General features: G+C 67.9%; 19 protein-coding genes. 4 read left to right on the forward strand and 15 right to left on the reverse strand.

Features of this window, described 5'->3' with window-relative positions:
• Positions 1-87: 87 nt before the first annotated feature.
• Complete coding sequence (locus EAO79_RS00110) at positions 88-297, forward strand: antitoxin (protein ID WP_079706736.1); 210 nt, start codon at positions 88-90, stop codon at positions 295-297.
• 93 nt (positions 298-390) lie between these two features.
• Here EAO79_RS00110 and EAO79_RS00115 read toward each other — a convergent pair whose 3' ends face one another.
• From EAO79_RS00115 to EAO79_RS00140, 6 genes are all read right to left on the reverse strand, one after another.
• Positions 391-894 carry a hypothetical protein gene (locus EAO79_RS00115; protein ID WP_124767331.1) on the reverse strand — a complete coding sequence of 168 codons (504 nt, stop codon included), beginning with the start codon at positions 892-894 and terminating at the stop codon, positions 391-393.
• A 163-nt stretch (positions 895-1,057) separates the two neighbouring features.
• Positions 1,058-1,849, reverse strand: coding sequence for an aquaporin (locus EAO79_RS00120; RefSeq protein WP_124767332.1), 792 nt, complete (start codon positions 1,847-1,849; stop codon positions 1,058-1,060).
• A 122-nt stretch (positions 1,850-1,971) separates the two neighbouring features.
• The gene (locus EAO79_RS00125; RefSeq protein WP_164486841.1) at positions 1,972-2,586 is read right to left on the reverse strand and encodes a GntR family transcriptional regulator; all 615 of its coding nucleotides are present in this window, start codon (positions 2,584-2,586) and stop codon (positions 1,972-1,974) included.
• Positions 2,587-2,672: 86 nt separating this feature from the next.
• The gene (locus EAO79_RS00130; RefSeq protein WP_124767334.1) at positions 2,673-4,094 is read right to left on the reverse strand and encodes a mechanosensitive ion channel domain-containing protein; all 1,422 of its coding nucleotides are present in this window, start codon (positions 4,092-4,094) and stop codon (positions 2,673-2,675) included.
• Positions 4,091-6,328 carry an adenylate/guanylate cyclase domain-containing protein gene (locus EAO79_RS00135; RefSeq protein ID WP_206428259.1) on the reverse strand — a complete coding sequence of 746 codons (2,238 nt, stop codon included), beginning with the start codon at positions 6,326-6,328 and terminating at the stop codon, positions 4,091-4,093. The genes EAO79_RS00130 and EAO79_RS00135 overlap by 4 nt, the downstream gene beginning before the upstream one ends.
• Positions 6,329-6,520: 192 nt before the next feature.
• Complete coding sequence (locus EAO79_RS00140) at positions 6,521-8,410, reverse strand: ABC transporter ATP-binding protein (protein ID WP_124770003.1); 1,890 nt, start codon at positions 8,408-8,410, stop codon at positions 6,521-6,523.
• Positions 8,411-8,654: 244 nt separating this feature from the next.
• On the opposite strand from EAO79_RS00140, the gene EAO79_RS00145 reads away from it, so the two are divergent.
• Positions 8,655-9,530 carry a DUF559 domain-containing protein gene (locus EAO79_RS00145; RefSeq protein ID WP_164486843.1) on the forward strand — a complete coding sequence of 292 codons (876 nt, stop codon included), beginning with the start codon at positions 8,655-8,657 and terminating at the stop codon, positions 9,528-9,530.
• 213 nt (positions 9,531-9,743) lie between these two features.
• Here EAO79_RS00145 and EAO79_RS00150 read toward each other — a convergent pair whose 3' ends face one another.
• From EAO79_RS00150 to EAO79_RS00160, 3 genes are all read right to left on the reverse strand, one after another.
• On the reverse strand, positions 9,744-10,718 hold the full coding sequence (locus tag EAO79_RS00150) for a carbohydrate ABC transporter permease (protein WP_079706730.1): 975 nt from the start codon (positions 10,716-10,718) through the stop codon (positions 9,744-9,746).
• On the reverse strand, positions 10,715-11,848 hold the full coding sequence (locus EAO79_RS00155; RefSeq protein WP_079706729.1) for a carbohydrate ABC transporter permease: 1,134 nt from the start codon (positions 11,846-11,848) through the stop codon (positions 10,715-10,717). The genes EAO79_RS00150 and EAO79_RS00155 overlap by 4 nt, the downstream gene beginning before the upstream one ends.
• Positions 11,849-11,975: 127 nt before the next feature.
• The gene (locus tag EAO79_RS00160; protein ID WP_079706728.1) at positions 11,976-13,289 is read right to left on the reverse strand and encodes an ABC transporter substrate-binding protein; all 1,314 of its coding nucleotides are present in this window, start codon (positions 13,287-13,289) and stop codon (positions 11,976-11,978) included.
• A 298-nt stretch (positions 13,290-13,587) separates the two neighbouring features.
• On the opposite strand from EAO79_RS00160, the gene EAO79_RS00165 reads away from it, so the two are divergent.
• On the forward strand, positions 13,588-14,637 hold the full coding sequence (locus tag EAO79_RS00165) for a LacI family DNA-binding transcriptional regulator (RefSeq protein WP_124767336.1): 1,050 nt from the start codon (positions 13,588-13,590) through the stop codon (positions 14,635-14,637).
• A gap of 112 nt (positions 14,638-14,749) precedes the next feature.
• Here EAO79_RS00165 and EAO79_RS00170 read toward each other — a convergent pair whose 3' ends face one another.
• From EAO79_RS00170 to rplJ, 5 genes are all read right to left on the reverse strand, one after another.
• On the reverse strand, positions 14,750-16,048 hold the full coding sequence (locus tag EAO79_RS00170) for an MFS transporter (RefSeq protein ID WP_124767337.1): 1,299 nt from the start codon (positions 16,046-16,048) through the stop codon (positions 14,750-14,752).
• The gene (locus tag EAO79_RS00175) at positions 16,045-16,506 is read right to left on the reverse strand and encodes a MarR family winged helix-turn-helix transcriptional regulator (protein ID WP_124767338.1); all 462 of its coding nucleotides are present in this window, start codon (positions 16,504-16,506) and stop codon (positions 16,045-16,047) included. The genes EAO79_RS00170 and EAO79_RS00175 overlap by 4 nt, the downstream gene beginning before the upstream one ends.
• A 140-nt stretch (positions 16,507-16,646) precedes the next feature.
• Positions 16,647-16,790: a hypothetical protein gene (locus tag EAO79_RS18980; protein ID WP_153303516.1), complete on the reverse strand. Its 144-nt coding sequence runs from the start codon at positions 16,788-16,790 to the stop codon at positions 16,647-16,649.
• Between the two features lie 329 nt (positions 16,791-17,119).
• A complete protein-coding gene (gene rplL, locus EAO79_RS00180; RefSeq protein ID WP_056014124.1) occupies positions 17,120-17,503 on the reverse strand; it encodes a 50S ribosomal protein L7/L12 in 384 nt (127 codons plus the stop codon).
• Positions 17,504-17,581: 78 nt separating this feature from the next.
• On the reverse strand, positions 17,582-18,100 hold the full coding sequence (gene rplJ, locus EAO79_RS00185) for a 50S ribosomal protein L10 (RefSeq protein WP_079706724.1): 519 nt from the start codon (positions 18,098-18,100) through the stop codon (positions 17,582-17,584).
• Between the two features lie 320 nt (positions 18,101-18,420).
• Between rplJ and EAO79_RS00190 the strand changes: the two genes are divergently transcribed.
• Positions 18,421-19,578, forward strand: a complete 1,158-nt coding sequence (locus EAO79_RS00190; protein WP_124767339.1) for an AAA family ATPase — start codon at positions 18,421-18,423, stop codon at positions 19,576-19,578.
• A 24-nt stretch (positions 19,579-19,602) separates the two neighbouring features.
• Here the strand turns inward: EAO79_RS00190 and EAO79_RS00195 are convergent, their stop codons facing one another.
• Positions 19,603-20,013 carry a DUF5684 domain-containing protein gene (locus tag EAO79_RS00195; protein WP_124767340.1) on the reverse strand — a complete coding sequence of 137 codons (411 nt, stop codon included), beginning with the start codon at positions 20,011-20,013 and terminating at the stop codon, positions 19,603-19,605.
• Between the last annotated feature and the right edge of the window lie 7 nt (positions 20,014-20,020).

A 20,020-nucleotide genomic window follows, 5' to 3' on the forward strand; every position in this document is an offset into this window, starting at 1 on the left:
GGGCTCCGACAAGGGGCTAGCCAGAACCCGGCCGACGGCGAAGAATGATCCCGACGCCCGAACGGGCCCGATGAACAGGAGCGACGAATGGCACTCGACGACATCACCAAGAAGGCTCAGGAATTCCTGAAGGACAACAAGGTCAAGGACGCGCTGAAGAGCGAACAGGCCGAGGACATCAGCGACAAGCTCCTCGGCAGCGTGGCCGACGCGGCCAAGAAGGTCACCGGCGGCAAGTTCGACGAGCAGATCGACGGCGCCCGCGACGCGGCGGACAAAGCCGTAGGCAACGAGTAGTCCCCGGCTCGACACGCGTGACGGCCGGGTCCCGACGGGCGCCCGGCCGTTCGTGTCTGCGCCGGTCAGCGCTCGATCGTCATTCCGGGTCGATCAGTGCCCGTCGACGCCGGCGTCGACGGGGTTGCTCCGGAACCGGTCGAGCGCGATGGCCACGAGTTCGGGAGCGGACAGGTGCGTGTCCTGCATCAGGTCCGAGAGGACTTCTGATGCGCGTCCGCTGAGCGTCAGTTGCACGGTCGCGGAGCGGTCTTCATCGACACCGCTCAGCGCGCGACGACGTTCGCCCAGGCTGAGAATGGCCGACCGCAGATAGGTGCGGCTCGCGACGGTGTCGATCTCCCATCGGCCGGCGCGACGGTTCGCGACGACATTGCCGCGACGGATGTTCGTCATGAGCGACGCTCGGCTCACATGGAGCTTCGCGGCGAGTTCCGCCGTCCGGACCGGACGGGGGAGGTCGTCGATGAAGTCCTCGACGAGCGCCTCCCGGAGGAGCTCCCAGGCGACGTCCGGAGGGAGCGGCGCATCGGGCATGCTGCCGCCGTCCTGCAGCGGACCCACCCACGCGGTCGTGGGGGCGTCGCGTTCGGTCATCGTCATCGCCCCTCCAAGGTTCCGGCGCTCGAACCTCAAGCATGCTCGGTGCCCGTGGAAAGCGCGTCCCCCAATGCGGGTTGCCCGCGTTCGCGGGGTGCCGGCCCGAAACGACGCACCCCGTCCACCAGGGCGGACGGGGTGCGGGCGACGCTCGGACGACTCAGCTGCGGTTCGCGACCGGTCGGGAACCCACCGGGCGGGTCCCCTCGAACAGGATCCGGTAGCTGAATCCGGCGATCAGCGCGCCGATGATCGGGAACACGATGAACACCCAGACCTGCGCGAGCCAGTCGGCCCCGCCGAAGATGGCGGTCGCGATGGAGCGCGCCGGGTTGAGCGAGCCGTTGTCGATCGGGATCGCGATCAACAGGAACAGCGTGAGCGTGCCGCCGATGGCGATCGGCGCGAAGCCCGCGGCGGCCCGCGTGTGCGTGACGCCGAGGATGACGTAGAGGAAGAGTGCGGTGATGACGACCTCGATCACGATCGCCGAGACGAGTCCGAATCCGCCGGGCGAGAGCTCACCGAACCCGTTCGAGACGAAGCCGCTCGCGACGGCCTTGTCGAGGAATCCTGCCGGTCCGCCGGCCGCGAGGCCGAACACCGCGAGCGCACCGAGGAACGCTCCGACGAGCTGCGCGAGGATGAACGTCCACGTCGCACGCCAGGGGAACCGACCGGCGGCGGCGAGCCCGAGCGTCACCGCCGGGTTGAAGTGCCCGCCGGAGATAGGGCCGAACGCGTAGGCGGCGATGGTCACCGAGAGGCCGAGGGCGATCGCCACCCCGAGGAAACCGACGCCCAGGGGGTTGGAGGTCTCCTCGCCGAAGAACGCGGAGAAGGTCGCCGTCCCGACGAGACCGAAGACCAGCAGGAAGGTGCCGGCCAGCTCTGCGAGGAGTTGCGACGCGGTGGTCGGTTCGACGGAGGGTGGGACTTCCGGGGAGGACATCTGGGCTCTTCTCGCTCGAGGTGACGACGTGGACGCGGAGCTCTGGCGAGCACCGCGCCATCAGCAGACTATTGCCCCGCGTCCCACCGGCGACAGCCCCGAGGTCAGCATGTCGCCGTCGCTCAGTGCACCTCCAGGTCGTGGAGCGGGACCTGGAGCCGGAAGACGTGCTCGATCGCGAGCTCCGCGCCGACGGCGTCGCCCGAGGCGATCGCGGAGCGGAGGTGCGGGTACCCGACGCGCAGATCCGACCAGTCCACCGTCTCGGCCGACCGCGTCGCCGCGACGCGGTAGATCAGGGCGCCGATCACGTCCTTCGTCGCCGTGACGAGGACCGGGTTCTCGCAGTGCTTCAGGAACCGGTCCACGAGCCCCCAGACGCAGCGGCCGTGCGCATCCGCGTCCTCCGCCGTCACCGTCGTCATCGTGTGCTCGACGAACGCCATGAGCTCGGCCCGTTGCCCAGCGGTCAACGTCGGGACGGTGACCCGGACGACGCCGCTGACGAGCGCTCCGAGGGTCTGCAGGACGGCTGTCCGGTCCTCGGCCCGTGGCTGCGCGACCCGGGTGTGCCGCTGCGGTGCCGTCTCGACCAGTCCGACGCGTTCGAGTTCCCGGAGTGCTCCGACGATCGCGTCCGTCGGCGCGCCGAGCCACTCCCGGAGCTCCTCCTCGATGAGCAGCTCGCCCGAGGCGAGCGTCCCGTCGTAGATCGCGTTGCGGATCCGCTCGGTCACGGAATCGCCGACAGGCGACGGCCGCGACCCGGACGGTCCATCGGGGTTCGGCATCGGTTCCTCGCTCGGCTGGGGACGGCTGCTGGCTACCGGCCGATCGTACCGCGGACGATCCCCGCCTCGGCGAGCGCCGCCTGTGCCTGCCGGTGCTTGTTGTCGATCGAGGCACCGATCTCCTGAGCCAGGCGGGGCTTACTGCGAACGAGCTGGTCGATGGTGGACAGCGGCATCCGCAGGACCAGGGTCGTGCCGTCGGCAATCGCGGCGGCCATGGCGACCTCCCTCGTCAGCGCCGTCTGGCCGATGAAGTCGCCGACGCCGAGTCGTTGGAAGGTGATGAGCCCGTCCGTCGTCGGCACGGCGAGATGGACGCCACCCTCGACGAGGAACCGCATCGCGCCGGGGATCGTGCCCGCCTGCTGGATGGTCTCCCCCGGCCCGTACCGCTCGAGTGTGCACGTCCGGGCGAGCTCGTCGTAGTCCTCCTCCCGCGCGTGGAGGGTCGGCGCCAATTCGGCGATGGCACTCCGCAAGCGCTCCGGCGTCGCGACCGGGTCGGAGCCGTCGCCGTCGAGCGCGAGACCGCGGCGCCGCGAGGCGTACCAGAGCCAGGCGCGGAACAGGGCGACGGCGGCGTCGGCGGTGGAAGGCCCGGACACGGGCAGGGTGACGGAGAAACGCGCTGCGCCGAGGTAGGACGCGGACACCACGTCCCCCGGCTCGAGCATCGGCAGGCCCGATCCGACCTCGCGGAGCAGCCGGAGCACGTCGTCCGGCGGGTCATCGGTCGAGAAGGTCACCTCGACGCTCGCGGTGTACGCACCGACCGGTTGGCTGAGGTTCGTGAACGACGCCCCCGCGAGCGAGGAGTTCGGCACGATCTGGATGCCGTTGCCGGTGTCGAGGTGGACCGCACGCCAGTTCACCTCGACCACGCGACCGCGGACGCTTCCCGTGTCGAGCCAGTCGCCGAGACGGAACGGCTGCTCGAACAGCAGCAGCAGTCCCGAGATGACCCCGCCGACCGCGTTCTGCAGGGCGAGGCCGATCACGATCGACGTCACGCCGAGCGCGGTGACGAGCCCGCCGATGTCGGCTCCCCACACCCAGGAGAACAGGATCGCGAGGCTGATGAGGATGAGGGCCAGCCGCGCGAGATCGACGAAGATCGACGGGATCCGGTCACGCCACGACCCCTCCTCGGCGTTCGCGAACAGGGCGACGTTGAAGGCGGAGAGGATGAGCAGGATCACGAGGAACCCGAGGAGGGTGCCGACGATCCGCACCCAGGTGCTGTCGTCCGCCCGCGCTGTGGCGAACACGAGGAGCGCGAACACCGCGCCGACCGGCACCACGTAGTTGCGCAGCAGACGGATCGGTTTCGCCGCCGCATGCTTCCGGCGGTTGAGCGCACCGAGCACCTCGGTCAGGACGATGAGCAGCACGGGGACGCCGACGGCCAGCGCCACGGCCCAGGGGAACCAAGCCTCCTGCCACACCTGCGTCATGACTTCGGCCCCGAGACGACTTGCCAGACGGCCTGCGGACCGCCGCGCGTCTCCACGGTGCCGGCGGCCTCGAAGGCGACGGTGTCCTGCATACGGTCACGTACCCGCTGACTGACGAAGATGCCGGCCGTCCCGGAGACCGACTGCACCTGGTTGGCGAGGCTCACCGCGTCGCCCCACATGTCGTAGGCGAGGCTCGTCCGGCCGACGAGGCCGCTCGTCACGACACCGGCGTCCACGCCGACCCGCAGGGTGAGGTTCGCCTGGTGCTGCGCATTGAAGCGTTCGACGATCGTGCGCATCTCGAGCGCGAAGTCGAGGGTCCGACGCACGTTGTCGACTCGTGGGACGATCAGCCCGCAGCTCGCGAGATACCCCTCCCGCAGTGTCCGCACCTGCTCGATCCCGAGCCGCTCGGCCGCCTCGTCGAAGCTGCGGACCAGCGCGTTGAGCATCGACAGCTCCCGCTCCGGATCGAGGCCGCGGGTCAGGTCGTCGAACCCGACGAGGTCGGCGAAGATGACGGACACGTCCTGGTGGACCTCGGAGATCGTCTCCTCACCGTCCTTGTAGCGCTTGGCGACCGACGCCGGCATGAGGGTGAGCAGCAGCTTCTCGTTCTCCGCTCGCTGCTCCTCGATGAGCTCCTGCTTGAGTCTCAGGCTGCGGCTCATGTCGTTGAAGGCCGAGCCGAGGTCGCCGAACTCGTCGCGTCGGGTGTTCGGCACCTCGACGCTGTAGTCGCCACCGGCCACCCGCCGCACCGCGCCGACGAGTGCCCGCACCGGCCGGGCGAACACCTGCGCCAGGAGCAGGGAGAGCAACGACACCACGACCACGATGGCGAGCACCGAGATGACGAGGTTGCGGGTGAAGTCGGTCACCGGCGCGAAGGCCTCGGCGGCGTCGACCCGGGCGACGAGCACCCACTGGAGCCCGTCGATGTCGACCGGGGTGTACGCCGTGAGGTTCTCCTCACCGAGGTAGCCGCGCCCGATGGTGGTGCCGGTCTCGCCCGCGAGCGCACGCTCGACCGAGACGGTGCGGGTCGGTTGGATCTGGATCGTCCCCGCGACGGCAACGGCACGCGCGGCGGTCTCCGGCGGTGTGCCGGCGGCGACCGCGGCCCGCTCGTACGCCTTCGGATCCTCGATCAGCAGACGGGAGGTCGAGCGCATGAGTTGATCGGGCCCGGCGAGGTACGTCTCACCGGTCTCCCCCAGGCCGTCCTGCTCCCACTGGCCGGAGCCGGTCATGATGTCGTTGATCGCCTCGATCGGGACCTGCAGCGCCATCACCCCGTCGACCCGACCGTTCTCGCCGACCGGTGAGAAGATCCACTGCGTCGGGACGTTGAGCGACGGCTGGTAGCGCTCGAAGTCGGTGATGCCCACGTAGTCGATCGCGTTCGACCGGAGCGCCGCGGTGAAGCCGTCCTCGAGCACCCCGCCCTTGTAGGGGCCGGTCAGGACGTTCGTACCGAGGTCCGGACCCTTGTAGGCGCTGTAGACGACGTCGCCCTCGTCATCGATGAGCAGGGCGTCCTCGTACCCGAAACGGTCGATGATCTCGCGGAAGTAGTCGTGGTACTGCGCGTGCACGGACGACCAGGCGCTCCCGTCACCGGCGTCGTCGACGGTGATGGCGGTGTCGTAGTCGAGGTCGCCCGGCGTGTACACCGACTGCAGGTAGGTCTCGGCCGGGTTCGTCGGGATGAACGCAGCCGGGTCCGCCTCGTCTCCGGTGCGTTCGGCGAGCTCCGGAGCGAACGTGTCCTCGTAGAACGACGTCACCGTCGACGCGCGCGCCGGGTCCACCGGCTGCTCGTCCAACTCGTGGAAGGCGTCGTGGAAGCCGTTCATCGCGTCGACCACCGTGGTGCCGCGGGTGTAGACGACGAGCGAGTCGCGCGTCTGGTCGTAGTAGTTCGTGATCTCACGGGCGCGGGACTCCCGGACCTCGGTCAGCCGCTCGAACGACGCCTGGCGCAGCGAGTCACTGCCGGACAGGTACCCGACGATCCCGGTCACGATCGACGCTCCCACGCTGACGAGCAGCAGCATGACGAGCAGCTTCGACTGGATGCTGAAGCCGGGGCGACCGAACCGTCCGCGACCGAACCCGCGGGACCTGGCGGCCGAAGAGGGTGCCGGCGGAATCAGTGGGACTGTCGGGCCCGTCGGCGCGGTGCCGTCTGGCGAGGATCCGGATGGTGCGTCCACAGCTGCGGTCATCGACGAGTCCCCTACTCGATCCGGCGGTGCGCGGTCACCCCCTCCTTCGGGGGTCACGATGGCGCTCACTCTAGCCACCCGTGCCGCGCGCCCACAATGGCTGGGCCGCGATTCTTCGCCGGCCGGACTGCGCCGTCAGGCCTACACACGTCAGCGCGTCGTCGACGTGCCCGACCCGACGCGACGTCCTCCTCAGACGGTGACGGCCTGCTGGGCGTAGAGGGTCGCGTACACGCCGCCGGCGGCGAGCAGCTCCTGGTGGGTGCCGCGCTCCACGATGCGCCCGCGGTCGAGCACGAAGATGACGTCGGCGTGCACGATGGTCGACAGGCGGTGCGCGATCGACACTGTCGTGCGTCCGCGGGTCGCGTCATCGAGGGCGACCTGGACGACCCGTTCGGAGATCGTGTCGAGGGCGCTCGTCGCCTCGTCGAGAATGAGCACCTCCGGGTCCTTCAGCAGCACGCGCGCGATGGCGATGCGCTGCTTCTCGCCGCCGGACAAGCGGTACCCGCGTTCCCCGACGAGTGTGTCGTAGCCGTCCTCGAAGCGAGCGATCGTCTCGTGGATGTTCGCCGCGCGGCAGGCGGTCTCGAGCTCGGCGAGGGTCGCGTCGGGCTTCGCGTAGCGGAGGTTCTCGGCGATCGTCGCGTGGAAGAGGTAGGTCTCCTGACTGACGATGCCGATGCGGGAGACGAGGGACTCCTGCGTGACGTCGCGGACGTCTGCGCCCGCCACCATGACCCGTCCGCCCGAGACCTCCTGGAAGCGCGGGATGAGGTAGGAGATGGTCGTCTTGCCTGCTCCCGACGGTCCGACGAACGCGGCGAACTGTCCGGGTTCGATCGTGAAGGAGACGCCGTCGAGGGTGGGTGTCGAGTCGTCCTGGGCGTCGGCGTAGCGGAAGGTGACGTCGTCGAAGCGGATCTGCGGTGCGACGCTCGGGAGCGGTGCGGCGCCGGGGCGGTCGGCGATCGCGGGCTTGAGGTCGAGGTACTCGAAGATCCGCGCGAAGAGGGCGCCGGAGGTCTGCAGGTCGAGGGCGACGCGCATGACGCCCATGAGCGGGAACAGCAGGCGGGCCTGGATGGTGGTGAAGGCCACGATCGAGCCGGCGGTGACGTCCACCGCCCCACCGGTGATGAGCCAGCCGGCCACCAGGTAGACGATCGCGGGGATGGACGACAGGAAGATGTTCACCATCGCGAAGAACCACTGGCCGCTCATCGCCTGGCTGACCTGGAGGCGGATCTGGGTGCGGTTCTCGGCGCTGTAGCGCTCGACCTCGGTGTCCTGGCGGTTGAAGCTCTTCGCGAGGAGCACGCCGGAGACGCTCAGGGCCTCCTGGGTGATCGCGGTCATCTCCGACAGCGACTCCTGGGTCTTCGTCGCGATCCGTGCCCGGACCTGACCGACGCGGCGCTGCGCGATCACGAGGATCGGCATGAGGATCAGGGCGACGATCGTCAGTTGCCAGTTGAGGATGAGCATCGCGACGAGCGCCGAGATGACCGTCACGGTGTTGCCGAGCACGCTCGACACGGTGTTGGTGAGGACGTTCGCGACGCCGCCGACGTCGTTCTGGAGGCGCGACTGGATGATGCCCGTCTTCGTGCGGGTGAAGAAGCTCAGTTCCATCGCCTGCAATTGCGAGAACAGCTTGATGCGCAGGGCACCCATGACACTGTTGCCGACGGTCGCCGTGAGGTAGGTCTGCCAGACGCCGAGCAGGGCCGCGATGATGAACAGCGCCACCATCACGCCGACGATCTCCGCGAGGGCGACGAGGTTCGGGCTGCCACCGTCGGTCGGGAACAGGCCGACGTCGAACGCCTGCTTGACCAGCAACGGAGGGAGCACCGCGAGGGCGGCACCGATGACGACGAGCACCATCGTGAGGATGATCTTGGCGCGGAAGGGCACGAACAGCGCGACGATGCGCTTGCCGAGGTTCGGGATCCTCGGTGCCTCGGCGTTGAGCGCCTTCTGCGCCGCCATGTCGCCACCGCTGACGCGGCTGCCCGCTCGAGGCCCGCCGCCCCCGGGTGCACCGCCGCGTGGCCCGCCCCGTCCGCCGTGCATGCTCATCCCGCCACCCTATCCCCGCCCACCGTCCTCCCCGCCCTTGTCCCCGTCCCGCGGTTCACAACTCAGGAGTGGCTCGGCGTTTCGCCTCCGTTTGTGTGCCTGCTGGCCGACACGCCGTCCCCGATCCTGAGTTGTGAACCGACACGAGCGTGCTCCACAACCGGTCGAACCGGTCATCGGTGCACATCGGCGCAGGCGTGCGTCATCGCAGCGGATGCGACACGAGGACGCTGGAGCGATGATCGGACTCGCGACCGCCGTAGAGCACCTGGGACAGGTGGCGACTCGGCGTGAACTGATCGACCACGGTTTCACGGGGCGACAACTGACCTTCGCGGTGGCGACAGGACTCCTCGTCCGACCACGCCGTGGCTGGTACGCGGCACCCGCCGCAGATCCAGCCTTGATCCGGGCCGTACGGGTGGGCGGGCGACTGGGCTGTGTTTCAGCCGCGGAGCGTTACGGCTGGGCCGTTGCCCGGAGGGGTGAGGTGCATGTGAGCCTCACCGAGAACGCCTCACGACTCCGCCATCCCGATGACCGGACGACCTACCCCAGTGGCGAGGAGTTCCGCGACCTGCAAGGTCTCGTTCTGCACTGGCACTCGCCCCTCTCCAGAGATGACCGACCGAAGCTCCTGACCTCGCCGTACGAGACCACCCTGCAGATCGCAGCCTGCCAGCATCCCGACCTCGCCGTCGCCGCATTCGACTCCTTCATCAACGTCGATCCACGCGGCGCAGCTCATCTCGAGGACTGGCTGCGGGAACTCCCCCGCCGGTTCTTCGACGCCCTCCCCCGGCGAGAGAGCGGCTGCCACAGCTTCCTCGAGACCATCGGCCGGATCCGCCTCGAGCGTGCGGGCATCCGCGGAGTCCACCAGGTACTCATCGATGGGGTAGGACGGGTCGACCTCGTCCTGGCGGGACGGATCGTGATCGAGTGGGACGGACGTGAGTTCCACGACACGCCAGATGCTCACGAGCACGACCGCTGGCGGGACGCGATGCTGGCGATCCGCGGGTACCGCGTCCTCCGATTCACCTACCGGATGGTCATGGACGACTGGTACGCCGTCGAAGGAGCCATTCGTTCGGCTCTCGCCGAATCGTGACCTCGACTGGTCGTTCGATGTGCCGTTACTCTCGGTCCACAACTCAGGATGTCCGCGGAGTGTTGCGTCCACAACCCGGTCAGTCGGGCGGGGCACGCCGAGGCTCACCTGAATTGTGAACCAGACAAGACGACCCGCCCCGGGAGCGTGAGCTCCCGGGGCGTTCGCGCACCGACGACGCTGTCGATCGGAGGATCGAACCGCGGCGTCGGGTCAGCCCTTCGTCGAACCGGCCAGGAGCCCGCGGACGAAGTACCGCTGCAGCGCGAAGAACACGACCAGCGGGACGAGGATCGAGATGAACGCGCCGGCCGTGAGCAGGTGCCACTCGTTGCCACGCGTACCCGTGATCTCCGCCAGCAGCTTCGTGATCGGTGCGACCTCGCCGTCCGCGAAGATGAGCGCGACCAGCAGGTCGTTCCACACCCACAGGAACTGGAAGATCGCGAACGACGCGATGGCGGGCATGGTCAGGGGCAGCACGATCCGGAAGAAGATCTGACCGTGACCCGCGCCGTCGACGCGTGCCGCCTCGATGACCTCGCCGGGGATCTCCGCGACGAAGTTGTGCAGCAGGAAGATCGCCAGCGGCAGCGCGAACATGGTGTGGGCGATCCACACCTGGGCGAAGGTGCCGCTCGCGTCCAGTCCCTCGCCGACCTGCAGACCGAAGATGTTCAGGCCACGGGAGAAGGTCGACAGCAGCGGGACGAGCGCCATCTGGATCGGCACGACCTGCAGCGCGAACACGAGGATGAACAGGAAGTTCTTGCCGCGGAAGTCGATCCACGCGAACGCGTACGCCGCGAGGCTCGCCACCACCAGCGGGATCAGGGTCGCCGGGACCGCGATGGCGATCGAGTTGACCCACGAGCCCGCGAGGTTCAGCGTCGAGTTGCCGGCCTGCAGCACCTGCACGTAGTTGTCGATGGTGACCTGGAAGTCGGAGAAGATCGTCCACCAACCGGTGGTCTTCACCTGCTGCTCAGGCCGGAACGAGGAGACGAAGAGACCGAAGGTCGGGATCGTCCACAGCACGGCGATGACGACGGCCGCGATGGTCGCGCCACGGCTCGTGAGCCGCTTCTTCGTCCGTCGGCTCGCAGCCTCGATACCGCGTTCACCCTTCGCGAGCTGGTCCTTCGTGGACTCGTCGATCGGTAGTTCGATCGGCTGCACAGCACTCATCGGATCTCCCTCTGCTTCTTGATCTGCCGTGCGTTGTAGATGACGATCGGCAGCACGAGGATGAACAGGATCACGGCGAACGCCGCACTCCGGCCGTTCTCGAAGTTCTTGAACTGGGTGTACATCTCATTCGCGATGACCGAGGTGCCGTTGTTACCGGCGGTCATGGTGCGGACGATGTCGAAGACCTTCAGCGACGCGATGGAGATCGTCGTGACGACGACGACCAGCGAGGAGCGGATGCCGGGGACGATGACGTTGGTGAAGCGCTGCCAGCCGTTCGTGCCGTCGAGCTCGGCGGCCTCGATCTGCTCGGTGGGGACACCCTTGATCGCGGCGGACAGGACGACCATCGCGAACCCGGTCTGCACCCAGATGAGCACGACGATGAGGAACAGCGTGTTCCACGGCTCGTTCTGCAACCACTGCACCGGGGTGCCGCCGAACCACACGACGATCTGGTTGAGCAGACCGATCTGGGTCGCGCCGGCCTCACGGTAGGCGTAGATGAAGCGCCAGATGATGGATGCGCCGACGAAGGAGATCGCCATCGGCATGAAGACGAGGATCTTGAAGTACTTCTCACCGCGGGACTTGTCGATGAACACCGCGTACGCGAGGCCGAAGGCCGTCGACAGCGCCGGGACGAGCAGCACCCAGATGATCGTGTTGATCACGGTGCGGATCGCGCTCGGCTGCGTGAACAGCCAGATGAAGTTGTTCAGCCCGACGAAGTTCTTGCCGGACGCCGACATGAATGCGGCGATCGTCGTGTTGATCGACGGCAGGATCAGGCCGATCAGCAGCAGCAGGAACGCCGGTGCGAGGAAGCCGACGAGCTGGACGAGGTACCCGACGCCCTTCTTGGAGCGGTAGTCGAGGAGGAAGAGCACGCCACCCAGGACGGCTGCGACAGCCGCGGCCCACAGGAACGAGCCGAAGAAGAGGACGACGATGACGGGCACCAGGACGCAGAACGCCAGACGGATGACCGTGTAGAGGGTGCCCTTGCGTGGCGCGATGTCCACGAAGAAGAGGAGGAGGGCCACCACCGCGCCGAAGGCGATGACGACGATCGGGATCTGGGCGAGCGGTGGCAGTCCGCCCAACCAGTTGAGGAAACCTGACATAGCTGGCCTTTCGAGTACGGCGTTGGACCCTGAGTGAACCCTAGGGGGTTCCACTGCCGAGGCGGAAGCGCCGGAGGGTGATCACCCTCCGGCGCTTCCGCTCATGAGCAGCAGTTCCGGATATCGATTACTCGCTGGAGGGCCAGCCGGCTTCGATGTCCTTGAGGACCTGGTCGGTCTCGTCGCCGTTGATCCAGTTCACGAGGCCCTTCCAGAAGGTTCCGGCGCCGACGGCACCGGGCATCAGGTCGGAGGCGTCGAAGCGGAACGTGGTCTTCTCGTCCTGCAGGATCTCGATCGCCTGGCTGAGGATCGGGGTCGAGGCGTTCGCCGGGTCGAGGCCGTTGTTGGCCGAGATGACGCCGCCGAGCTTGACCCGCTTGTTCGCCCACTCAGGGCTCGAGAGGTACTCCTGGACCTTGACGGTGCTCTCGTCGTCGCTGAACGCGCCGACGATCTCGCCACCGCCGGTGACAGCGGTCTCGCCCTCCTTGATGCCGGGGGTCACGAAGGCCCACACGTCACCGTCGGGGGCGACGGTCGCGCCGGCGTCCTCGAGGAAGCCGGAGAAGAAGGATGCCTGGTGGTGCAGTGCGCAGGCGCCGGAGGCGAGCGCCGGAGCGACGTCACCGAACTCGGTCGAGTTGATCGAGGACACGTCGCCGAAGCTCGCGTTCACGTACTCCGGGTTCTTGAGGATCTCGCCGACCGAGTCGAACGCTTCCTTGATCTTCGGGTCGGTGAACTTGACCTTGTTGGCCACCCAGTCGTCGTAGACGTCCGGGCCCTGCTGGCGCAGGACGAGGTCTTCGATCCAGTCGGTGCCGGGCCAGCCCGAGGCGTCGCCGGAGCCGAAGCCGGCGCACCAGGGAGCTGCACCCGTCTTCTCCTGGATCGTCTTGGTCAGCGTGAGCAGCTCGTCCCAGGTCTTCGGGACCTCGACGCCCCATTCCTTGAACTTGGCCGGCTGGTACCAGACGAGGCCCTTGACGCTCGCCATGAGCGGCGCGCCGTAGACGGTGTCGTTGACGGTGCCGTAGGCGGCCCAGTCCTTCGACCAGTACTTCTCGATGTTCGCCTTGACGCTGTCGGGCGCGGGCTTCAGGTAGTCGCGCTTGGCGAGGTCGGCCAGGAGGCCGGGCTGCGGGAAGATCGCGAGGTCGGGCGGGTTGCCGCCCTGGGCGCGGATACCGATCTGCGACTCGAACTCCTTGGAGGACTCGTACTTGATCGTGATGCCGCTGTCCTTCTCGAAGTCGGCCCAGCTCTCCTCGAGCAGCTTCGCCTCGGTGTCGGCGATCGTCCCGTAGATGGTGACGGTCTTGTCGTCGTCGCCACCGCCGCTGCTGCCCGATCCGCCTGAACAAGCGGTGAGCGCGACGCCCGCGACGGCCAGGACGGCCAGCGGCAGGGCCGTCCGGCGGGTCCGAATGAAACTCATCTGTGTCCTCCTCATTGAGTGCTGCAGGTTCGAACGTCTCCAGGGTCGAGCCGTTCCGATGATGCACTGGTGCGGAATCGGCCCGGATGCGGAACCGTTTCCATGCGTCAAAGTACTTCACCCGGCGACAGGATGCAAGCACGAGAACATAACGAAATAAACAGTGAGAGCGCTCCCACCGAAATCATGCGGCCGGGCGGTCCATTCGTGTTCCAGATGTTATGGATCAGTTCCAGTCTGCAGTTCCAGGTCTGTTCCAGATTCGCTATGGTGGTGCTACCCAACGGAGGGAGTCGGCATGAGTGGTGCCATCAGCGATGTCGCGGCCCTCGCCGGCGTCTCGAAAGCGACGGCCTCGCGAGCGCTCACCGGGCGCGGATACGTGTCGGCCGAGACCCGGGAACGGGTCGTGCAGGCCGCGGCCACGATCGGGTACGTCGCCTCGCCCATCGCCGCGAGCCTGTCCACCGGACGCACGCTGGCCATCGGTGTCCTCACCTCGTTCCTCAACCGCTGGTACTTCGGGGAGGTCCTCGAGGGCGCCGAGGGGGCACTCCGTGCGCGGGGCTACGACCTGACGCTCCACCATCTGCCGCCCGACTCCCCGGAACGCGACCGCATCTTCGACTCGTACCTCACGAACAAGCGCTTCGACGGCATGATCTCGATCGGGATCGAGGCCTCGCAGGACGAGATCGCGCGCCTGCTCGCCAACCCCCGTCCACTCGTGTCGATCGGCGGCAACATCCGCGGGGCCCACTCCATCAACATCGACGACCAGGCGCTCGGCCGCGAGGCGACGGAGCACCTCATGACGCTCGGGCACACGCGCATCGCCCACATCACCGGTCACGACGCCGAACTGCAGACGGACACCGTGCACGGCAGGCGCCTGGCCGGCTACCTCGCGGCGATGGAGGATGCAGGGCTCACCTCGGCCGTGCACGTCCTGCCCGCGGTCCACTCGTTGCCGGGCGGGTACGAGGCCGCGGCGCAGTTGCTGCGGGACGCGAGGATCCGCCCGACGGCGGTGTTCGCCTCGACGGACGAGGTGGCGATCGGCATCATCATCGCCGCACGACGCCTCGGGATCACCGTTCCGGCGGAGCTGTCGGTCATCGGGATTGACGGGCACTCCTACGCGGAGATGTTCGCGCTCACCACCTTCGAGCAGGAGCCCCGCGCGCAGGGGCGGCATGCCGTCGAGATCCTCCTCCAAGACCTGGAGGACGAGCAACGCACGCAGGCCCCGGACTCCGGGGAGCCGGGCAGCACCGTCTCCGAGGTGCGCTGGCCGACCCGTCTGGTGATCCGACAGACCACGACGCGCCCCGAGTCAGCCGAGTAGACACCCGGCTGCGCCCCCAGCGCGGTGCGCGGACGCGAGCGCGCCCCACTGCCGTGAGCGCGGGCCCCCGGAGGGGAGCGCTCGCGTCAGTGGGGCGCGGTGACCGGTCGGATCAGCTCGCGTCGGCTGCGGTGATCGCGATGGCCTCGTCGAGTTCGCTCTCCACCGGACCGTCGACGCGGGCGAGGTGCTTGCGTCCGAGGACGACGATGAGGACCGCGACGATGAGCGAGCCGGCGGCCACGTAGTACGGTGCGGCAGGCGAGAGGAGCTTCGCGATCTCCGCGGCGGCCGGCGGCGCGATGGCCCCACCGAGGAACCGTACGGACGAGTACGCCGAGGATGCGACGTTGCTCGGCAGGTCCGTCGCCTCCATGACCGACTCGGTCAGCACCGTGTTCATGACGCCGAGCAGGAGTCCGCCGACGACGATGCAGACGATGAGGCCGGTGGTGGACTGCACGAGGAGTCCGGCCGCGACGAGGTCCAGCGCCAGCAACGGCAGGACCAGCTTGATCACGGAGGTGCGACGCATCCGAGCCGTGAGCAGCGGTGCGACGAACACGCTCGTGATCGCCAGCGCGACACCCCAGCCGAAGAAGGTGAACCCGAGACCCATCGCATCGAGGCCGAGCGGGAACGGCGAGTAGGCGAGCAGGGTGAAGAAGCCGATGTTGTAGAACAGGGCGGCTGCCGCGAGGATGCCGAGCGACGGGATCGCCAGCGCCTTGAACGGCGCGGACAGCTTGAGCGGCTCAGGCTTCGGCCCCTCGGCCTTCAGCAGGGTGACGATCGCGATGAACCCGACGGCCATGAGCGTCGCGGTGCCGAAGAACGGCCACTTCCAGCCGATGCCGCCGAGGAGACCACCGAGGAGTGGACCGATCGCGATGCCGAGCCCGAGTGCCGCTTCGTACAGGATGATCGCGTTGGCGCGGCCGCCCGCTGCAGCACCGACGATGGTGGCGAGTGCCGTCGAGATGAAGAGCGCGTTGCCGAGGCCCCAGCCGGCCCGGAAGCCGATGACGGCTCCGACGGAGTCGGACAGGCCCGCGAGGAGGGCGAACAGGACGACGAGTGCGAGTCCGATGAGGAGCGTGCGTTTGGCACCGATCCGGCTCGACAGCCAGCTCGTGAAGAGCATGGCCACGCCGGTGACGAGCAGGTAGCTCGTGAAGAGCATCTCGGCCTGGGTCGGCGTCGCCTGGAGGTCTTCGGCGATCGCGGGGAGGATCGGGTCGACGAGGCCGATGCCCATGAAGGCGATGACGCTCGCGAAGGCGACCGCCCAGACGGCCTTCGGCTGGTGCAGGATGCCGCCGAGGTCTGCACTGTGGCCGGCGCCGTGGCCGTGGCTCGACGCCGTGGGCGTGGGCACGGAGGACGTGCGTGCGCTGGTTTCGGCGCTCATGCCGTCAGCTCCGAGGCGATCTCGACGGCCACGCGGGCCTGGATGATCTCGACCGTCCTGGCGATCGCAGCGAGGTCGTCGTCCTCGAGGTCGGTGAAGGCCGGCTCCAGGGCGTTGGTGAGCTCGTCCAGCCAGGCGAGGAGGGCGGCCGTCCCCTTGGGGGCGATGGCGATGAGCCACGCGCGGTGGTCGTCGACGTCGGCGATCCGTTTGATCCAGTCGCGCTCGTCGAGGCTCTGCACGAGCTTCGTCATCGTGGGTTGGGACACCCGGCTCTGGCGGGCCAGTTCGCCGACCCGGACGGGGCCGACCGTGGTGAGCACGGAGAGCGTGCGCCAGACGGCGGGCGATTCGGAGGATCCGGTGGCCTGGGCGGCAAGGCGGGTGAGCCGGTGCGATGCCGTGATGAGGTCGCCGAGGATGGTGTGCAGGGGTGAATGCGTACGGTTCTCGGTCATGATCCATCCAGTATACATAGCTAAGCTATGCACTTGCACCCTCAGTCCGGTGATCACCATTCAGGAGGCTCCCGGCGCGTCGGCACCGGGAGCCTCCCGCAGGGCGGGACTCGCCCAGGCGGACCTGAATTGTGAACCGGTCAGCGCATCCAGGTGGTGAAGGACTGGCTGACCCGCGGATCGGGCGGATGGGCGTCGCTCGCCCGTTCCGACTCGGTGAAGGCGGATGCGAGCTGGGCTCGGATCCAGGTGATGGTTGCACGCCAGCGTGCGTGGGTGTTCATGGTGGTGGGTTCTCCCGATTCGGGCACCGCACCGACGGCCCACGCTCACACGGAGCGGGACGACGACGCGGATACCTGCGTGAACCGTCGACGAACGTCGTCGACGGGTGCAGAGCATCCGCGTCCGTGTGGAGTGACGCGACGAATCGCAGGCCCTCCGATTAACTGACGGAGGGCACCGCTCCCGAACGAATCGGGGGCGATGCCCTCCGATCACGGATGTCTCTGCCGAGTGCGTGCAGCACTCGTCTCAAGAAGATCCGCGATCGTCAGCGGCGACCGACCGGAGTCGGTCGCCAGCCCAGTGGTTGTCCCCCGCAGGGGACCGACTACTTGAGCGTGACGGTGGCGCCGGCAGCCTCGAGGGCTTCCTTCGCCTTGTCAGCGGCTTCCTTGTTGGCGCCTTCGAGGACGGCAGCCGGAGCGCCGTCGACGAGAGCCTTGGCCTCGCCGAGGCCGAGCGAGGTGAGCTCGCGGACCGTCTTGATGACCTGGATCTTCTTGTCGCCAGCAGCCTCGAGGATGACGTCGAAGTCGGTCTTCTCTTCGACCTCTTCGACAGCAGCGCCAGCAGCAGCCGGGCCGGCGACGGCGACGGGAGCAGCAGCGGTGACCTCGAAGGTCTCCTCGAACAGCTTGACGAACTCGCTGAGCTCGATGAGCGTGAGCTCCTTGAACGCGTTGATCAGTTCTTCGTTTGACAGCTTTGCCATGATTGTTCTCCTTGTTTCATGCCCTGCAACCGCATCACGCGGCGGACAGGTACGGGGTTGATTGTTCGCGGAACCGAATTACTCGGCCGCGGACTCCTGCTTCTCGCGCAGCGCCTCGACCGTGCGAACGGCCTTCGAGAGCGGTGCGTTGAAGAGGTAGGCAGCTCCGAACAGCGAGGCCTTGACGGCGCCGGCAAGCTTTGCCAGCAGCACTTCACGGGACTCGAGGTCGGCGAGCTTGCCGACTTCTTCAGCGGTCAGCGGGTTACCGTCGAAGTAACCGCCCTTGACCACGAGGAGAGGGTTTGCCTTGGCGAAGTCACGAAGAGCCTTCGCGACGGTGACCGGGTCACCGTGCACGAATGCGATCGCGGACGGACCGGCGAGCTCGTCGTCGAACGACGAGATGCCGGCGTTGTTCGCCGCGATCTTGGTCAGCGTGTTCTTCACCACGGCGTAGGTTGCGTCCGCACTGATGCTCTTGCGCAGGTTCTTGAGCTGAGCAACAGTGAGGCCGCGGTACTCGGTCAGCAGAACGGCAGTCGAGCTCTGGAACTTCTCCGTGAGTTCGGCAACCGAGGCTTCCTTGTTCGCCATGGCCACTCCTTTTCGAATCTTGAATGCATGCAGCGGAGGCCGCACACACCAACCGCCGGGCCGGCGAAGGGTTCGGGCATGAAAAAAGCTCCGGCGCAAGCGCACGGAGCTGGGGAGAGGCGAGCCTCGATCAGATCTTCATACACCTGCGCTGGACGTCTCGTCATGAGAACCTTCGACTGTCTCGTTTGCACGCGACAGTGACCGGCGGTCTTTGGTTTCGACAACCATAACACACCCCCGGCCCCGTTCCGACAGGCGTGCACCGGGCGCTCACGACCGCCCGTCCGGATGTCCGAGGCGACCGGCACCATGGAGCCATGATCCAGACGCTCGCCATCTCCGGCTACCGTTCCATCCGAGACACCGTGCTGCCGCTGCACGGCCTCGACGTCGTGACCGGCGCGAACGGCACCGGCAAGTCCAACCTCTACCGGGCACTCCGACTCCTCGCGAGTGCGGGCGACGGCGATGTCGTCGGATCCCTCGCGCGCGACGGCGGGCTCTCCTCGACGCTCTGGGCCGGCCCCGAGCACGTGAGTCGAGCCATGGTCGACGGTTCCGTCCCGGTCCAGGGCACGCGCCGCACGGGTCCGATCAGCCTGCGACTCGGGTTCGCGACGGACACGCTGGGGTATCTCGTCGACCTCGGGATCCCGGAGCCGTCCACGACGCTGTTCGGCCGCGACCCCGAGATCAAGCGGGAGCAGATCTTCGCCGGCGCACTGGCCAAACCGAGCAGCCTGCTCGTCGACCGGCACGGTCCGGCGGTCCGGGTCCGCGACGGGTCGTGGCGTCCGATCGGTCGAACGCTCGGCACCTCGGAGAGCATCCTCACCGAGTTCTCGGACGCCGACGCGACGCCCGAGGTCCTCCGCGTGCGCGGCCAGGTGCGCGGCTGGCGGTTCTACGACCAGTTCCGGACCGACCGCGACGCCCCCGCACGTGCGCCACAGGTCGGCACGAGGACGCCGGTCCTCGGCCACGACGGCGCGGACCTCGCCGCCGCGGTGCAGACGATCATCGAGTCCGGCGGTCGGGACCGGCTCGACGCCGCCGTCGACGACGCGTTCCCCGGCAGCGTGCTGCGCGTGCGCGCCGACGACGGGGTGTTCCGACTGGAGCTCGAACAGCCCGGGATGCTCCGTCCGCTCTCGGCCGGCGAGCTGTCCGACGGCACGCTCCGCTACCTGCTGCTCGTCGCGGCGCTCCTCACCCCTCGCCCGCCCGAGCTCATGGTGCTGAACGAACCCGAGACGAGCCTGCACGGCGACCTCCTCCCCCAGCTCGCTCGGCTCATCACCGCGGCGAGCGCCGACACACAGCTCGTGGTCGTCTCCCACGCCCGCCCACTCATCGAGGCCATGCTCGAGGCCGGCGAGGTGCACGAACACCGGCTGGTGAAGCGACTCGGCGAGACGACCGTCGAGGATCAGGGCCTGCTGTCGACGCCGCCGTGGGCGTGGCCGTCCCGGTGAGCGTCCGGCCCAGGTGACCGCCGGCTAGGCGCGGTCGGCCTGCTTGCCCACGTAGCGGTCCGAACCGTAGCTGAGGATGAAGAACCCGATCAGCTGGAACAGGACGAGTCCGAAGATCCGGAACACCGTGCTCTTGTCGAACTGCTTGCCGATGTGCCATCCGACGATCCACCCGAACACGATGTTCACGAGAGGGATGAAGTAGAGGATGGTCGCCGCACCCGTGAAGCCGGCGAGCTTCACGACGACGTACCAGTTGTAGATCGGGATGATCGCGGTCCAGCCGGAGCGGCCAGACTTCTCGAACATCCCCCAGACGGAGGCGACGAACAGCGCGTAGCCGATGATGCCGCCGAAGACGTTGGCGGGGGCGTTCATGAACTCGATGGCGGCACGACCGTTGTCGTCAGCGGCGAGCAGGATGGTGTCGATCACGGTGGTG

Source organism: Plantibacter sp. PA-3-X8 (assembly GCF_003856975.1).
Classification (GTDB): Bacteria; Actinomycetota; Actinomycetes; order Actinomycetales; family Microbacteriaceae; genus Plantibacter; species Plantibacter auratus.

What these genes read in the sequence shown, in the direction of transcription:
- EAO79_RS00145 (WP_164486843.1), top strand. Translation starts at nt 8,655, where the DNA reads ATGATCGGACTCGCGACCGCCGTAGAGCACCTGGGACAGGTGGCGACT.
- EAO79_RS00165 (WP_124767336.1), top strand. Translation starts at nt 13,588, where the DNA reads ATGAGTGGTGCCATCAGCGATGTCGCGGCCCTCGCCGGCGTCTCGAAA.
- EAO79_RS00150 (WP_079706730.1), bottom strand. Translation starts at nt 10,718, where the DNA reads ATGAGTGCTGTGCAGCCGATCGAACTACCGATCGACGAGTCCACGAAG.
- EAO79_RS00110 (WP_079706736.1), top strand. Translation starts at nt 88, where the DNA reads ATGGCACTCGACGACATCACCAAGAAGGCTCAGGAATTCCTGAAGGAC.
- EAO79_RS00160 (WP_079706728.1), bottom strand. Translation starts at nt 13,289, where the DNA reads ATGAGTTTCATTCGGACCCGCCGGACGGCCCTGCCGCTGGCCGTCCTG.
- EAO79_RS00190 (WP_124767339.1), top strand. Translation starts at nt 18,421, where the DNA reads ATGATCCAGACGCTCGCCATCTCCGGCTACCGTTCCATCCGAGACACC.
- rplJ (WP_079706724.1), bottom strand. Translation starts at nt 18,100, where the DNA reads ATGGCGAACAAGGAAGCCTCGGTTGCCGAACTCACGGAGAAGTTCCAG.
- rplL (WP_056014124.1), bottom strand. Translation starts at nt 17,503, where the DNA reads ATGGCAAAGCTGTCAAACGAAGAACTGATCAACGCGTTCAAGGAGCTC.
- EAO79_RS00130 (WP_124767334.1), bottom strand. Translation starts at nt 4,094, where the DNA reads ATGACGCAGGTGTGGCAGGAGGCTTGGTTCCCCTGGGCCGTGGCGCTG.
- EAO79_RS00120 (WP_124767332.1), bottom strand. Translation starts at nt 1,849, where the DNA reads ATGTCCTCCCCGGAAGTCCCACCCTCCGTCGAACCGACCACCGCGTCG.
- EAO79_RS00115 (WP_124767331.1), bottom strand. Translation starts at nt 894, where the DNA reads ATGACCGAACGCGACGCCCCCACGACCGCGTGGGTGGGTCCGCTGCAG.
- EAO79_RS00170 (WP_124767337.1), bottom strand. Translation starts at nt 16,048, where the DNA reads ATGAGCGCCGAAACCAGCGCACGCACGTCCTCCGTGCCCACGCCCACG.
- EAO79_RS00140 (WP_124770003.1), bottom strand. Translation starts at nt 8,410, where the DNA reads ATGCACGGCGGACGGGGCGGGCCACGCGGCGGTGCACCCGGGGGCGGC.
- EAO79_RS00155 (WP_079706729.1), bottom strand. Translation starts at nt 11,848, where the DNA reads ATGTCAGGTTTCCTCAACTGGTTGGGCGGACTGCCACCGCTCGCCCAG.
- EAO79_RS18980 (WP_153303516.1), bottom strand. Translation starts at nt 16,790, where the DNA reads ATGAACACCCACGCACGCTGGCGTGCAACCATCACCTGGATCCGAGCC.
- EAO79_RS00175 (WP_124767338.1), bottom strand. Translation starts at nt 16,506, where the DNA reads ATGACCGAGAACCGTACGCATTCACCCCTGCACACCATCCTCGGCGAC.
- EAO79_RS00135 (WP_206428259.1), bottom strand. Translation starts at nt 6,328, where the DNA reads ATGACCGCAGCTGTGGACGCACCATCCGGATCCTCGCCAGACGGCACC.